We start from the raw sequence: 16440 nt of genomic DNA, 5'->3' as shown, positions 1-16440 counted from the left end.
CCCACCGGCACCGGCTCCCGCACCGGCACCGGCACCGGCAGGCGACGGAACCCCGCTGCCCCCGCCGCCCGCCCAGGACACCGCCCTCCCGGTACAGGGCCGTACGACGGCCCCGGCACCGGCGGGCCCGGCCGTACCCGTCCCCCCGCCGACCGGTGCGCTCGCCGACCTGGCCGCGCTGCTGCCCGGGATGACGCCGGCCGAGCGCGCGGCGGAGCTGGCCCTGCTGCCGGCCGCCGACCGGGAACGGCTGGCGGCCGACCCCGCCCTGCGGGCGGCGCTGCGCGCGGCCTTGAGCGACGGCGAGTTCGCCGCCACGGCGGCCCAGTTGATCGTGCAGGTGGCCCCAGGCGTGGACCAGCCGGTGTCGGCCGGGCGAGAGGCCCGGGCGCGGATCGCCGCCATGCTGCACGACCCCTCCGTGGCGACGCGCCTGCTGGAGCGGGGCGCCCGGGTGCTGGTGGTACCGAAGAACGAGGCGCTCACCACGCTCAGCCCGTTCCGCGACCTCGCGGGCCGCCGGCTCTCCCCGACGGACCGGCGCACCTGGGACACGGTGCGCGGACTCGGCCAGCTCCACACGGGCATCACCGAGGAGAACCTGCTCGGCGAGACCACCGACGTGCCGGGCGCGCAGGGCTACGTGGACGGATACTCCACCACCACCCACGAGTTCGCGCACGCCATCCACCTCTACGGACTCAGCGACGCCGAGCGGCGGACCGTCGCGACCGCGTACCGCACCAAGCTCCATCCCCTCACCGGGCAGGACCCGGCCTACGTGGAGTGGCCGGACGGCCCGCGCCGGGGCGTGGACGACGGACGGCCGGTCGACAACTACGCCTCCACCGACGAGTTCGAGTACTTCGCCCAGGCTGTCAACGCCTACCTCGGCACGAACACCGGCCACGACCCGTACACCGGACAGCCCCGCAACAACGGCGCGGACTGGGTGCGGCGCCATGAGCCCGACCTGCTGCCCATCCTGGAGCGGCTGTTCGGCACCAGCCCGGGGCAGGACGGCCTCGGCCCGGCCAACCCGGTGGAGGCCACCCGCGCCGAGAACGAGGTGTACGAGGGCTTCCGCGCGCTGTGGGACCAGGCGGAGGGCGTCCACCTGGCCCAGCCGCACCCGCCCGCGCCCACGGTCCCCGTACCGCACGATCCCGGTGCGCGGCCGGGGACGGCCGAGGAGGGCCAGGCCGCGCTGCCTCCGCCGCCCGGCCGCCGCAGTGGCTGGGCGGAACCCCCGGCGGGGCTGACCGAGATGCTCGACCGGCTCCGCGCCGGCGACCCCGAGGCGGAGGCGCTGTCCCGCTTCCGGTTCACCGAGGACAGCGACAGCGACACCGGTACGGACGGCACCCCGGACGCGCTGCCGCCGACGTGGTCCGACCTGCTGTTCGGGCCCGCCGCCCGGTACGACCACGCGCCCGGGACGCTGCGCGAGGTCGCCGAGTCGCTGTCGGACCTGGCTCGCCAGGACGGGGCGACGGCGTCGGTCGCGACCAGTGACCTGGCGGGCCTGCACGACCTGGCCCGGCGGGTGCTGGGTCTCGGCCCCGACTCCTCGGTGACCCGGCGGGACCTGCTGCTCCTCGGATCCCTGGCGCTCAGCGCCTCGCCGGCGGAACGGGCCGACGAGGACGCACTCGCCGACCGCCTCGTCCGCCAGGACGCCGCCCTGACGCGCGAGACCGCGTTCGAGCCCGGGCGGGGCGCCGGACGGAACTGGACGGGCACGGGCGAGGCGCCGCCCGTGGACTCCTATGTGGCGCAGGACGAGGACGGCCGGCAGGTCGTGTGGCCCGCCCCCTGGCCGGACGCGTACGTCGTCCTGGCCCAGTCCGCCGGGGAGACCGTGGACCTGCGCCTCCCGCAGGGGACGCTGCGGGTGGCGGACCCCGCGGAGCTGGCCCGGCTGCTGGCGCGCGACCCGGCCCGGCCCGAGGGCGCCGACGTGGTGCTGGCGTTCCCGCACGACGACATCGCGTCGGTCGCCCGGCACGTGGCGGACCTGACCGGCTCCCGGGTCTGGTACTCGGAACTGGCCCCGCACCCGGCCACCGACTGGCGCACCGGCGCCGGCTATCTGACCGTGGGCTCGGCGCGCGACGGCGGCGCCGGGGCATGGACGTCCCTGCGGCCGGGCCAGGCCCCCGCCCTGGCACAGGACCTGGACACCGAGGACCGCCGAGCCGAGGACCCCCAGGCCACCGAAGGCATCGAGGCGCGCCGGGCCAGGCCGCTGACGACACGGGACTACGGCATCGTGGACCAGCGCGGCGACGGCGTGCTCTTCCGTGTCCCGGGCGACCCCGTGAACGAGTGGCTGGCGCCGAGGGCCCTCGCGGATACCGAGGACGCGCCCACGCTCTCCCTGGCCACCCAGCAGTGGACCGTGACACCGACCACCGGCCCGCCTCCCATCCGGATCTCGGCCGACCGCACACTCGCCGTCCAGGACGCCCTGGGCGGACAGCAGGTCTACGCCACCGCCCGGGCCGTCGCCGACGCGACGGCGAAGCTGGCGAGGGCGGGCCTGGCGGTACGGCTGCGGGCCGACGAGGAGCTGAGCATCGTCCTGCCCGTCCCCGGCGGCGGCAGCAGGCGGCTCTTCCAGGTCACCCCGGTCTTCCTGAACCGCTCCGGGGAGTCCACGGAAGAGGTGTGCGTGGACTTCGCCGACATGCTGGCGGACGGCGGCCGCACCTCGCACCTGATCTTCCGGGCCCCGCACGGCGGCCCGGCGCTCACCGCGCCGGTCAACGCCTCCGACGGCGCCGAGGTCACCGGCACCCACCACCTGGCCGAGGCCCTCGGCCGGGTCGCCGACGGCGAGGTGCCCACCGACGCCACCGGCCCGGCCTGGGCGGCGTCGCTGGTACGCCGGGACGACCGGCCCAGCGGCGGCGACGGCACCGGACCGCTGCCCGCCGAGGCGTACGGCAGCGCGCTGAGCCTGGCCGAGGACGACGATCCCCGGCGCGAGGCGCTCTCGGACGCGGCCCGCCGGATCGGCCTCAACGAGCACGCGTGGGCCGACGTCGGCGAGGGCTACCTCGTGCAGTCCGTCGCGGCGCCCGGTGCGCACGGCCCGAGCCTGGGGACGAACTACGCCATACCCGGCGGCGAACCCGACGGGACGTACTTCGGGTACCACTTCATCACCGTGGTCCTGGCGAGCGAGGACGGCACCCACCAGGTCTCCCTGGAGAACCACGCGCGGGTGACGCAGCGCGGCGCCCTGCACCACAGGACGATCCAGGCCAACCTCGACGCCCACGACGTGGCCGAACTGCGGGACCAGGCCGACCGGTTGCGCCGGGAGATCGCCCGGCAGGAGGAGAACGGCCTCGACGAGGACCTCAAGGAGGTACGCGACCACCTCGACCTGACGATCCTGTTCATCCGGGTGAAGCAGACCGAGGAAGTGCTGCGGGCGGCCCCCGCCGGCTCTCCGGAACGCACGGAGGCGGAACGCGCCCTGAACGGCGTCACCCGGGTCCTGGCGCAGCGCCTGGAGCGCCTGGAATCCGTCGTCCCGGGCAAGCGGCTCTGGTACATGCGGATGTTCGCGCAGCGGCCGGGCGAGTCCGCGCACGACGTCAACGCGGACCTGCTGGACGGCGACCTGGCCGCGGAGGCCAACCCGCTCACCGCCGTCGTCCTGCGCGGACAGCAGCTCGTGCCGGTGCCCGTCCACTTCGAGCCGGGCACCGAGAACACGCCCGACGGCTCGGCGTCCGCCATCCGGCACCTGGCCAAGGGGGTGGCCCGTACCGCGATGTGGAACACCGCCAACGGGCTGCCGCTGCCGGAGGTGCGGGTGACCGGCCGGCGCGGCGGCCGGCTGGGCCGGGACCTCGGGAAGATCCGTTCGCAAGCGGTCGCCCAGACGTTCCGGCAGGAGCTGGCGACGGCGCTCGCGGACCTCCAGGCCGACTCCCCGGGGCCCCGTCTGACGGCCGACCGCATCACCGTCGAACCGGTCTCGGTCCGCGACCGCCAGGCCTCCGCCGGCCAGTCAGGCGCCGACACCGTGGACATCACCGTCGACGACCGGCGCGGCGGCCCCCGGCAGATCAGCCTCCGCGGCCCCCGCGGCGGTTCACCCGACGACGGCCGCGACCCGATGGCCGAGCAGTGGCCGATCGGCCGCCCGGTCACCGTCATGCGCCCCCGCTTCGGCGAGCAGGCGCCGCCCGGGGCGCTGCCCGCGGCCGAGGCGCCCGCCGGGACCGCCACCTCCGGACAGGGCAAGGGCCCCGAGCCGTACCCGCGGCGGTGGTACCCGTACATCCGGTCCGCGAAGTCCCGCTCGGAGCCGTACCACTACGAGGTCGCCGACACCGGGCACCTGCGCCTGCCCGGGGGACAGGTGATCCCGCCGACCGGCTGGACGCGGTTCGGCGACGACTTCGTGCACCCCGAGACCGGGGCCCTGCTGCGGGGCGACAGCGGATGGCTCGGCCGGGTCGCCAACATCGACACCCTCGCCCCGGTCCTCACCGGCCTCGACCCGGACGCAGCGCCGTACCGGATCACGGTCGACTCCTCGGCTCTCCATCTGGTGCCGGTCGGCGCGGGCGACGTCGCGTTCCGCATCCCGCTGCGTGAGGGTCCCGCCCCGCGCCGCCGTCTCGACGACCGGCCGCGCGTCGTGGTGCGCTCCGCCTTCGACGTGCGCCGCATCGCCTTCGGCGGGGAGACCGTCACCGACCTGGAGGTCCGGCTCGCGCTCCGCCCGGGGGACGGGCACGGCGACCCCGAGGCCGTGCTGCGAAGGGTGCGCGAGGGCGTCGAGGAGTTCTACAACCGGCCCGGGCACCGCCTCCCCAACGGCGACCGGGTGCACGTCTCCGTCACTTTGGTGGCACCGGACGCCGACCCGCACCTGACCGTCGAGCTCGTCGGCCGGGACCAGCCGATGAACCAGCGCGCCTGGTGGGCCGACGCCGACCCGGTGGAGTTCGCGCACGAGCTGGCCCACCAGCTCTTCCTGCGGGACGAGACCCGTGGCGCGGACAATCCGGCCCGGCTGCACGCCCCCGGCAGCCTGCTCGGGCCGTTCCGCGAGCAGGCGCCCGCCGGTCTCGCGCAGAGCGGGCTGCGCGACCGGCACCTCCAGGTGTGGGCCGCGGTCGCCGGCGACCTCCCCGTGCACGTCCCGGCGGACGGGACGAGCTGGGAGCAGGCGTGGTCGGACGCGCCGGAACAGACCCGGGAACGGGTGTGGGCCGACCCGGTGTCGCTCCCCGTCCGCTCCCCGCAGACGGAAGCGGACGGCTCGGTGCCGCCGCCCCTGCCCCCGGGCACGACCCCGTCCGCCGGGGAAGCCGCCTCCGGGGCGGACCCGGACTCCGCGGACCCGGACCCCGAGAACACGGATTCCGAGGACCCGGATTCCGAGGACTCGGATTCCGAGGGCGAGGAGACGGCCGAGCCGCCGGTCTGGGCGTCTCCCGGCTGGCTGGTCCCGGTCTTCGGACCGCAGTGGAGCAGGGCCCCGCGCGCCCGGCTTCAGGAGACCTCCCAGGCGCTGTACCGGTTGGTCCAGCAGACGGCCGCCGGCCGCGCCTCGCGCGAGGGGCTGGCCGAACTCACCCGCCGGGTCCTGCACATGCCGCGCCGGGCACCGGTGACCGCCCAGGACGTGCTGGATCTCGGTTCGCTGGCGCTGGAGGCGTCGTCGGACGACCTCGCGAGCGCCGAGAACCTCGCGGTGTACTTCGTCGACCGGCAGATCGAGGTCCGGCGGGACGCCCTGGCCGACGACACCCTGCTGCGCACCCCGGACGGGAGCGCGGCCGGCCGTGACTTCACCGACACCGACGAGCCGGTGCCGGACCTGGACGCCATCCTCACCGAGCGCTCCGGCCGGGTCACCCGGCAGCCCGCGCCCTGGCGCAACCCGTACCTGTTCGTGGCGGAGGAGGCCGAGGGCGGCGGCCTCCGGATCGTCACACCCTGGCGCGCCTTCGTGGTGCGCGACGCCGTCGAGATGGCCCGGATCATCTCCTACGACTCCCGGCGCCCGCGCGGCGCGGACATCGTCCTGGTCCTCCCCGCCGCGTACGCCGCGCGGGTCGCCGACCTGGTCGCCGGTACGACGGCCCGGCCCGTCTGGTACCCGCAGGGCCCGGTCGAGATCGCCACGCACCCCCGCACCGGGGCCCGCCACCTGGTGCTGCACCAGCCCGCCGACGACCCCGGTGCCGCCTGGACCACGCCTCCGCCGCCACGGGAGGGCGGCCTGACCGGCGCCCGCGACGTCAGCAGCGACAGCAGCAGTGACAGCGATTCCGGCAGCGACGGTGACGCCGAGTTCGACCGGATGGTCGAGGAGGCCGAGAAGGAGCGCCGGATCGACGCCCTGCGCCCCCGGCCGCTGATCACCCGGGACTACCGGGTCGTCGACGAGACCGGCACCGGGGTGCTGTTCACCGAGGTGGGACCCCGGACGGTCGGTGACGTCCCGGCCGCGGCCGGTCCCGACGCGCCGGCTCTCGTCCTGCCCCGCCAGGCCGAGGGCGAGGTCCGCACCGCCGACCGGCCGCCGCTGCACATCTCCGCGGACCGGACGCTCGCGCTGCTCTCGGCCGGTACCGACACCACCGGCCGCGGCAGGCAGGTGTACGCCACCCGGGCCGCCATCGAGCGCTCCTCGGCGCTGCTGACCGCCGCCGGAGCCGGAGTGGAACTCGTCGCCGATCCCTCGGTGAGCGTGCTGCTGACCAAGGAGGACGGCTCGACCGGTGAGCCGCTGTACCGGGTGGAGCCGCGGTTCCTGACCCCCTCCGGCTCCTCCGAGCACGCCTTCACCCGCGACTTCGCCCGGATGGTCGCCGGCACCGGGGCCGCGCCGCTCACCCACATCGCCTTCCGCGGCCCGGGCGGCTCCGTGGCCACGGCCCCCGTCAACGCACTGCACGGCCGCGAGGTCACCGGCACCCACCACCTGGCCCAGGCACTGACGGAGGTCGCCGACGGCACCCGTCCCACCACCGACGTCACCCCCGGCTGGGCGGCCCGCCAGGCCGGCTCGGACCAGCGTTTCACCGGCGGCGTGCTGGGCGCGCCGACGCCCGGCGAGGAGTACGGCCGGGCCCTGAGCCAGGTCCCGGACAACACACGGCGCGGTCCGCTGACCGCCGCCGCGGCGCGCGCCGGCGTCAACGAGTTCGCCTGGGCGCAGGTCGGCGAGGGCTATCTGATCCAGTCGGTCAGCACCACGAACGACAGCGGCGCCCAGCTGTTCACGCACAACCACGCCAGGCCCGGCGACCCGGTCGGCCCGCACGCCCCCTACCACTTCGCCCAGGTGGTGCTGGCCAGCGAGGACGGCACCCACCAGATCACCCTGGAGAACGAGACCCACTCCCGTACCGAGATCCCGGCGGACCAGCTCGACGACATTGTCGACGACAACCTGGAGCGCTACGACGCGGACGAGCTGCGGCGGCTGGCGGACGACGCCGAGCGGCGCCTCGGCACGGCACTCGGTGCCGGTGACCAGGACCGGCAGCGGGGCATCGCCCGTGTCGCGCGGGCGCTCGCCGAGGTGCACGAAGCGGAGCAGGTCCTCTGGTACTTCCCGGAGGACCGCCCCGAACACCCGCTGGCGCAGCGGGACCTGGACGTGGCCCGCGCCCGCGCCCGGGACGCGATCCGGTCCGCCGCACCCGTGCCGGACGACAAGGACCTGTGGTTCTTCCGGGCCTACAGCAGGCGCCCCGGGGAATCCGCGCACGCGGTCAACGCGGCCCTGCTGTCGGAGCACGCGCCCGCCGTCGCCAACCCGCTCACGACCGTGGCCCTGCACGGCCACGCGCCGCTCTGGCACCAGCGGACGATCGCCTTCGGGCAGGAGCAGCACACCCCCTCCTCCGACGCGGACGCGACCCTGGACGCGCTGGCCCACGCGCTGGCGCGCGCCGGTCTGTGGAACCGGGCCAACGGGCTGCCGCTGCCGAAGATCACCGTCACCGGCCACGGCAACCGCTCGCAGGCCAGCGGCCGGAAGCGGGCCGAGGCCGTCCGGGACGCGCTCGGCACCCGCCTGGACCGGCTGCTGAAGGAGTTCCAGTCGGCCCTCCCCGGGCCGCACGTCACCCTCTCCGACTTCCCGGTGGCCCTGGACGCGAAGCGGGTGCGCCGCGCCACCGACCCGGACCAGGGACGGACGGTGACGGTCGGCATCGACGACCGGCGCCACACCCCCGCCGCGCCGCCGGCCCCCGACACCACCGGGCAGCCGCCCCGGCCCGAGGCCCCGGCGCCGCTCCGGCCCACCTCCGCCGACTCCTCCCCGGCCGGCGGGCGCCGCTCCGACAGCACCGGACCGGCCGGCTCCGGCAGCCGTGCCGGGTCCCGCGGGCCGCGCCGCACCGCGGACCCCAGCCCGGACCGCTCCGCCCCCGTGCCCGCGTGGGTGCGGGCGCGGATCCGCTACGCCGAGGAGTCCGCCGCCTTCGACCGACGGCTGGCCGACCACCTCGCCGAGAACGCGGCGGTCACCCGGGAGTTCCGGAAGATGGCGCGCGCCGCGTGGGAACGGGCACGGCTCCAGTACCCGAACGCCCTGAGCGCGTTCGGCAGCGAGAACCCGAGTCTGGCCGGCTCCGTGGGCCTGGAAAGGCCGGCCCTCCAGCAGGTGCTGCGCAGCGGCAACCTGCGGGAACTGGTGACCTTCCTGTTCCAGGGGATCTCCAGCGACCTGGTGCCCGAGATGCTCGGCGGCGCCGAGGAACAGCACCCGGTCATCGCCGCCGAGCGCCCCAGCCGCCGCACGGCGGAGGGCCGGGCGGCGCTGGAGCGCCGGCTCCAGGAGATCCAGCAGGACGACAGCATATCCCGCGAGGAGAAGGAGGCCGCCCTGGCGGAGGCCACGCGGCCACAGCTGGTCCAGACCGACCCGGACGACGTCCGTCCGCCGCTGAGCCGGGCGGAACGCGGGCTCGGGGTCGTCGACGGACGGCTGGCCTGGATGCCGGCCTCCTCGGTGTACGACCTCGCCATGAACTCCGGGATCCAGGGGCTGTCGGAGGACACCGGCGGCCTCGTCGCGACCGGCACCGCGGGATCGACGTACCGCTTCCTGCTGCACGCCGCCCGGATGCGGGACCAGTGGGGGATCGACCTCGACCTCGGCCTGATCCGGGCCGGGATGATCGCCATCTCCCTGTCGGCCGGCCACCACTCGTTCCACGAGGTGATGCGCGGCGCCCAGCTCGCGCTGGACGACATGCCCGGCCACGACCGGTCGCTGGACTACCAGGACAACTGGGGCCGGTACTGGAACGTCTATCCGCTCACCGAGCAGGAACTGCGCGACCACGTCGCCCGGGACGGCCGCTTCCCCGACGAGCACGCCCAGGCCCTCCTCGCCGAGCCGGCCCCGTCGTCCGCCCCGGCGACCGACGGCCGGCGCGACGACCCGGGCACCCACCGGGCGCTCCCGCACCGCCCCATCCACACCCGTCCGGCCGCCAGCCGGCCCAACCACCCGGCCCCGCACCTCCCCAACCACCCGGGAGCGCCGGGTCCCGCCCCGGCCACCGCCCCGCTCGCCCGGCCCGTCACCGACGAGGAGGCCGAACAGCACCGCGAGGCGATCCTTGACGCCCTGGACGGTCTCGGCTTCCTGGACGGCCTCGACCGGGAACGGGCCGCCGAGGGCCTGGAGCGGCTGGACCGGCTGCGCGGCGCCGACCCGGAACTGCGCGGCGGCTTCCTCGACCTGGACGCGGTGGCACGCCGCGTCCTGCTGAGCGATCCAGCCGTCCCGCTGAACGCGGCGGCCCGCGGCGCGCTGCTCCGGCTGGTCACCGACCCGGGCACCGCGACGGCCGGCAGCCTGGACGCGCTCTCCGCCCACCACCTGGTCCGGCGCGGCGCCTTCCACCCCGACTTCCGGCTCACCGACGCCCAGGGCCGCGCCCACGGCTGGAACTGGCTCGGCCGGCCGCTGCCCGGCGACTTCGACCCGCACCGCACCGGCCGGGTCTCGCGCTCACCCGACGGCACCACCGGGCACAGCGGCCCGGAGGACGCGCCGTGGCGCCCCGCCCCCGGCCGCCCCGCCCCCTACACCCTGCTGCTCACCGCGGACGCCGACGCCGTCGTGGTGCGCGGACTCGGCGGCTTCTCGCGCTCCGTACGGCCCGAGGTGCTCCGCGAACTGGTCGCCCTGGACGGGGAGTTGGCCGCGCGCCCGGCCGACGCGACGGTGCTGCTGCATGTCGAACGGAACGCCGGCGGCGGCCTGGACCTGGCGCGCTCGATCGCCGACCGGACCGGCCGGGAGGTGTGGGCGACCGCGGGGCGGGCCGGGATCGGGCAGCTCCCGAACACCCCCGGCGCCTCGATGCTGCTCCTGCTGGACGAGGTGCGCCGGGCTCCCCGGGCCCAGTGGCTCCTCAGCCCGCCCGCCGCACCGGCCGCGCCCCCGGCCGACCCGGCGGACGACCAGGTCAGCGCCGTGTCCATCGGCCACGGCGGACCCCGCTCGACCGGTTACCTCTCCATGGACCCCGCGGACTCGTCCGACGGGAACTGGTCCCGGACCCTGGCCTACAGCCGGCTGGGAGCGGTCACGGCCTACGCCTACCAGCGCAACGGCTACGGCTTCGGGCGCCCCGCGTCCAACGCGGTGCCCTGGGTCCAACTCAGCCTGCCGCAGCCGTACTTCGCCAGCAACCACGGCCTGCCGGGCACCGTGATGTGGCACACCCCGCAGGGCGAGCGCAGGGACGACGGGCCCCGGTTCGCGCGCACCCTCGCCCGCCGCCGCAGCCTGGCCTCGCTGGCCCCCGAACACCCCGTGGTCCTGCTCATCTGCTACGCGGCCACGCCCCACGGCATCGGCGAGATGCACGGCCGCCACATCGACGGCCCCCTCCCGCACGTGCCGGACCCGCTCGCGTCCGTCGCGGTCGCCCAGCACACCGCCAACGAGACGGGCCGCACGGTCTTCGCGTCCGTCCTGATGAACGCCGTCGAGCACCGCCCCACCGGCTCCGGCGAGGGGCCCGTCAACCTCCAGACCGACGCGCGGGGCCGCGCCCACGACTGGGTGATGTTCCGGCCGGAGCCCGCCGGGGACGCCCTCGACCAGCGGGCCCGCGACGCCGGACTGCACCACGGGCCGGGACCCGTCCCGCCGGAGACGGCGGAGCGGACCCTGCGGCTGGTGCGGGCGCTGCGCCGGATCTTCGGCCCCGCCGTCGACGACACCCCGCAGTACCCGGAGCTGCTGCGCGGCATGGGCGCGCTCGACCTCATGCACCAGGCCGACCCGCGCCTCAACCGGGACGGCGCGCGCCGCTTCACCATGGACCTCTACGAGCAGATCATGGTCCACCGCTCCGGCGCGGCCCTGTCGGGACCGGTCCCGTCGTTCCCACCGGACGCCCACCGCCGGCTGCTGACCGAGGCGGCCCAGCGCTGGGCAGCGGGCCACCGCGGCCCGCTGACCGACTGGATCGGCCTGCCGCACCTGGTGCGCCTGCTGGACGGCCTCGCCGCCGCGCCGCAGCGCGCGAGCCTCGCCCGCGAGGTCCTGGGCCTGGACGCCGCCGAGCCGGTCGGGGAGGCCGAGCTGTCCCGGCTGCTGTGGGCGTCGTACCGGGTCGCCGCCTTCACCGGCCAGGCGGACCGGGGCGTGTTCGCCTCCGTGGTGCTGCACCTGCCGGCCCCGGACGCGACGCGGTACGACGAAGCGGTCCTGGTGGCACGCCAGGCGGCGGCGGCCGGCCGCGACCTCTGGCAAGTCCACGAGCTGACCGCCTTCCACCTGGAGTGGCAGGGCGCGCTGGACTCCGAGCGGCTGCTGACGGACGACGACGAGGATGCCTGGGGCCGCGCCCTGGACGGCGTGAACCGCCCGGAGGGCACCTTCGACCCGGCGGTGATCACCCTGCTCGGCCGGACCCCTGACGGCTCGCTGGTGCCCGTCGGCACCGAACCCGCCCCGTGGGCAGCCGATCCGCACCGCCCCACGCCCTTCGTGTACGTCCTCGACGGGAACGCCGACGGGCTGCGCATGCCGGGCCCGGTGCCGCCCCAGGAGTTCGGCGAACTGGTCTTCCGGGACCCGGATCTCCTCGCCGAGGACGGCTACGCCGAGGTCGTCGCGGTGCTCTCGCAAGGCGGCCCCGCAGGCGGACACCCGGTACGGGGGAGCGTCCCGGGCGAGGGCGCCCGCAACTCGGCCCGCAACTGGTGGAGCACCGGTGCCCCCACCACCCTCCACCACGATCCGGCGACCGGGACGTACACCGTCGCGGTGCTGCCCGGACCGGACGGCCGGCCCCTCACCGCCGCCTCCTGGAACCGGGCCGAGCCCTCCGACGGCGACCCCGTCGGCACCACGCCCGACCCGGGACACGCCCCGGCCCCGACGGCGGCCAACTCCGCAGGCCCCGAGACCGGCACCGCGCCCGGCCCGGACACCGCCGAGACCGAGACGGCGGTCACCGCACCGGGGGCGACCGACCCCGCCGACGCCGCACCCGCGCCGAGCCGCGGAGCGAGCGGGGCGCGGTCCTCCGTCGGCGATCCCATGGAGGGCGTCGAGCCGACCTCCCTCCCGGTGCCCGCCACACCCGTGGCCGTCCGGCCGCTGGCACCGCTGCCGGCCCGGACCCTGGTGGCGTACGGACGGGACGAGACGAGCCCGTCCGCGCAGGGCGAGCGGACCATCGAGCGGCTCGCCGCCCAGGCGGCGGCCACCGGACTGCGCAACTGGCGGGCGGGCGCCGCGCTGCCGCGCGTCGAGGTCACCGGCTACGGCGCCGACGCCCGCCCCGGCGCGGGCCCTTCGAGCGGGCTCGCGATGCGGCGCGCGACCACCACGCGGGCCCGCTTCACCCGCCTGCTGACGAGGGAGCTGGAGAAACTCCAGCGGGACCTGCCGGCCGACGCCCCGCGGCTGACCGCGAAGGACTACTCGATCGCGGCGCGGGCCATGACCCGGGTGCCGGCCGACTGGGTGGCCTCCGGCGGGTTGCAGCACGTCACCCGGGCCGAGCTGGGCCGCCAGGCGACGATCGGCCTCTCCCAGAAGGCGGACGCCCAGGCGGTCCAGAAGCTGGACACCCTGCGCCGGCGCGACCGCGCTCTGCGGAACGGCCCGTTCGACGCGGACGCCCTCGCCCGCCGCATCCTGCACCTGGACGCCGGCGACACCGTCGAGCAGGAGACCCGGCAGGAGCTGTTCGCGCTGGTGGGCAGGGCGACGGCGGCCGGCCGGGCGACCACGGTGGCCGCGCTGGCCGCGTTCCACCTGTCCGAACTGGGCGTCATCGCACCGGAGCGGAAGCACCACTTCACCGTGGGCGGCCACCGGGCGGCGGGCCTGAACTGGACCGAGGACGACGTCGTCGAACTCGACACCACCCGGAGCCACCTGCTGCCGAAACCCCCGAGCAGCATGCTGACCCCCACCGCCCCCGTCCCCTGGGCGCACGGCGTCACCCCGTACGTGGTGGCCGCCGAGGGCGGGCCCGACCGGGTGGAGGCGCTGCTGCCGGACGAGACCACGCGCGAGCTGGACATCGACGAGTTCGTGGAGCTGGTCGCGGCCGACGTGGCCCGGGAGGCGCTGCCCCCCGGCACCCCCATCGTGCTGGCCGTGCCGTTCGCCGGCGACGGCTACCTGGACCTGCCCCGCAAGCTCGCCGACCGCACCGGCCGTACGGTGTGGGCGCGCAGCGGCGACATCACGGTCGACGCCGTCTCCGGCACGGCGAGCACGATCAACGTCGGCCGCGGCCAGGGCCGGCGGCACCCGCTGGGGGACTGGATCGCGAGCGAACCCGGACTGGCCCCCGACCCGGACGACGACCTGCCGGACTGGCACCGCGACGTGGTGAGCCGGCCCATCGTCAGCGCCCGGACCGGCCGTCAGATCGGCCGCGCCTCGCACCATCCCGCCGAGTTCGCGCGGGACTTCGAGGACCACGACCGCCACCTGGACCGGATGGCGACGTTCGTGCACGACTACCCCGCCACCGACCAGGTCTCCCAGGAGTACGAGCTGCCGCGCCCGGGACCGGAGGACCAGGCCTACCGACTGGACCTGCACGGTTCCCCCGGCCGCCTGATCCTGGCCCTGCGGGGCGGCGGCACCCGCAGGATCGACGAGCGCGAGGCGGGCCCCTGGCTGCGCCGCCGCAAGAGCCTGACGACCCTGCCGAAGGACCACTGGGTCGACCTGGTCGTCTGCTGGAGCGGCGCGCCCGCGGACAGCGCCGTACCCGTGCCGAGCACCGCCTCCGACGCGTACCCCGGGCCGTTCGTCCCCGATCCGCTGCGCACGGTCTCCATGGCGCAGCACGTGGCCAACTCCACGCGCCGCTGGGTGCGTCTGGCCCACAGCTCGCAGGGCACCCGCGACGCCAAGGGGCGGTACCACCGGACGCTGTTCGCCGACGCCCAGGGACGCCACCGGGCCTGGGACCTGGCCCGGCCCGAACCCGACGACGCCGAGCTGGACGTGCTGGCGGAGGTCGCCGGACTGAGCCCCGGTGACGGGGAGGTGTCCGAGGAGATGCGCACCGGGACGCTGCGCCTGGTGCGGGCGCTGCGGGCGACCTTCGGGCCGTACGTCGACGACGCGCCCGGCTACGCCGAACTGCTGCGCGGCGCGGCGGCGCTGGACCACATGTGGCGCGGCGACCCCGACTTCGACGCGGCCGGCCCGTTCACCCTCGACCTGCTCCGGCGGGTGGTCGCGGCGCACCCGGAGGCCGCCGCCGGGGTGGACCAGGAGGCCGCCCGGCGGGTGCTGGCCGCCGCCGGGCGGCAGTGGGCCCAGGATCCCGACAGCCGGCTCCAGGACGTCGTGGAACTGCCCGCCGTGCGGCTCGCCGTCGAGTGGCTGCGCGCGGGCGGTGTCGAGGACGAGGCCGCCGCCGTCCTGCGCGTCGGCACCGACGAGGTCGGCGAGGCGGAGATGTCCCGGATGTTCTGGGCACGCGTCAAGGCGGAGGAGACGCTGTCGGAACCCGGCACGGACACGGACGCGTTCATCGAACGGCTGCTCCACCTGCCGCCGGACTCGGACCTGGGCGACGAGCGGCTCGACGAGGCGCTGGACGTCCTCACCCGTGCCTTCGCGGTGGGCCGGGACGCGTCCGACCCCGACGTGGCGGCGGCGTACCGGCTGGTGGAGGCGGGCGCGTACCGCAACACCATGACGGCCGTGACGCGGGGGACGGCCGACGGAGCCGGGCGCGACTACACCGACACCCCGTCGCCGGACGTCCACCTGACCCGGTTCCGCACCCCCTCCGGGCTGACGGACGCGCCGTGGGCCGGGACCGGCGGCGGGCAGGCCGAGCCCGTCCCCTTCCTGGTGCGGGTCACCCCCGACGAGGACGACCCGGACCTGCTGGAGGTGGCGTGGGAGGGGGAGTCGTACGAGGTGAGCCTGGCCGAGTTCACGGAACTCCTGGCCGCCGACCCGGTGCTGACGCGCCTTCAGCTCTCCACGTCCGTCGTCCTGGCCTTCCCGGGCCCGGCGGCCGACGCCGGGGGACTCGCCGCCCGGGTCGCCCAGCGGCTGGGCCGCGGCGTGTGGTGGACCGGCTTCCCGGTGGACGTCTCCGGTACGGACGACTCCGGCGAGGCGGTGCTCACCCTGTGGGCCACGGCGGACGGGAACGTCCCCGGCCCCGACCCCTGGCAGCAGGCGCGCCCGGTCCACCCCGCCTCGCCGCGGGACGCGCCGCGCTCGGTCCCGGCCCCACCGACCACGTACTCCCAGCAAGCGAGGACACGATGAGTGACTCCGGCGTCAAGGCCACCTCCTCCCCACTGGACCCCCCGCCCCCGGCGGAGTTCGTCCAGGCCGCCAGGCTGGCGCCCGACCACTGGCTCTATCTGACCGATCCCGCCTGGCAGGGGGAGGGGACGCCGCCGGACTGGGCCGTGGTCGGCCAGTGGCGCTCCGACTCCGAGGGCGAGATCGTCGCGTGGGAGGACAACGAGGCGTACCGGCCGTCGCCCGAGGCGATGGGGTGGCCCGAGCCCGCCGACGAGGTGGACCGGGCGGTCCAGCTCGCCGCCACCGGATACGGTCCGGCCGACGGCATCACCGACGCGTTGGCCGGGGCCGAGGTCGCGGTACTGGTCACGGCGGACGGCGAGCCGGTGAGCGCGTCGGCGCCGGACGGCACGGCGGTGGTCCCGGTGTACACCTCCCCCCGCTATCTGCAGAGCGCCGGGCAGTTCGGGTTCGAGCGGCTGCCGCTCGTGGAGCTGCTGGCCCGGATCCCACCGGGCCACAGCCTGTCGCTCAACAGCTCGGCGCCGGTCGCCATGGTGCTGACCACGGACGGTCTCGCGCAGACGCTGGCGGAGGCGGCCTCCGCCGGCGCGGAAACCGCTGCCGGCCGGGACGTGACCGGTGGACGTCCGCCCGGCGAGGCGTGA

General features: G+C 76.2%; 2 protein-coding genes (1 of these 2 only partly in view). Both read left to right on the top strand.

Features of this window, described 5'->3' with window-relative positions; all coding sequences use genetic code 11:
• Positions 1-15790, top strand: partial view of a lonely Cys domain-containing protein gene (locus NX794_RS00735; protein ID WP_428985824.1) — the 3' portion only. The gene continues 12368 nt to the left of window position 1, outside the view; 15790 of the gene's 28158 nt are visible here — the last part of the coding sequence; the start codon falls outside the window, past its left edge; the stop codon is at positions 15788-15790.
• On the top strand, positions 15787-16440 hold the full coding sequence (locus NX794_RS00730) for a type VII secretion system-associated protein (protein ID WP_258775976.1): 654 nt from the start codon (positions 15787-15789) through the stop codon (positions 16438-16440). Before NX794_RS00735 ends, NX794_RS00730 begins: the two co-directional genes overlap by 4 nt.

The organism is Streptomyces pyxinicus, assembly GCF_024753135.1.
GTDB lineage: Bacteria > Actinomycetota > Actinomycetes > Streptomycetales > Streptomycetaceae > Streptomyces > Streptomyces pyxinicus.
The sequence above is the reverse complement of the archived record's forward strand: the minus strand, read 5'-3'. Positions and strand labels throughout refer to the sequence as shown.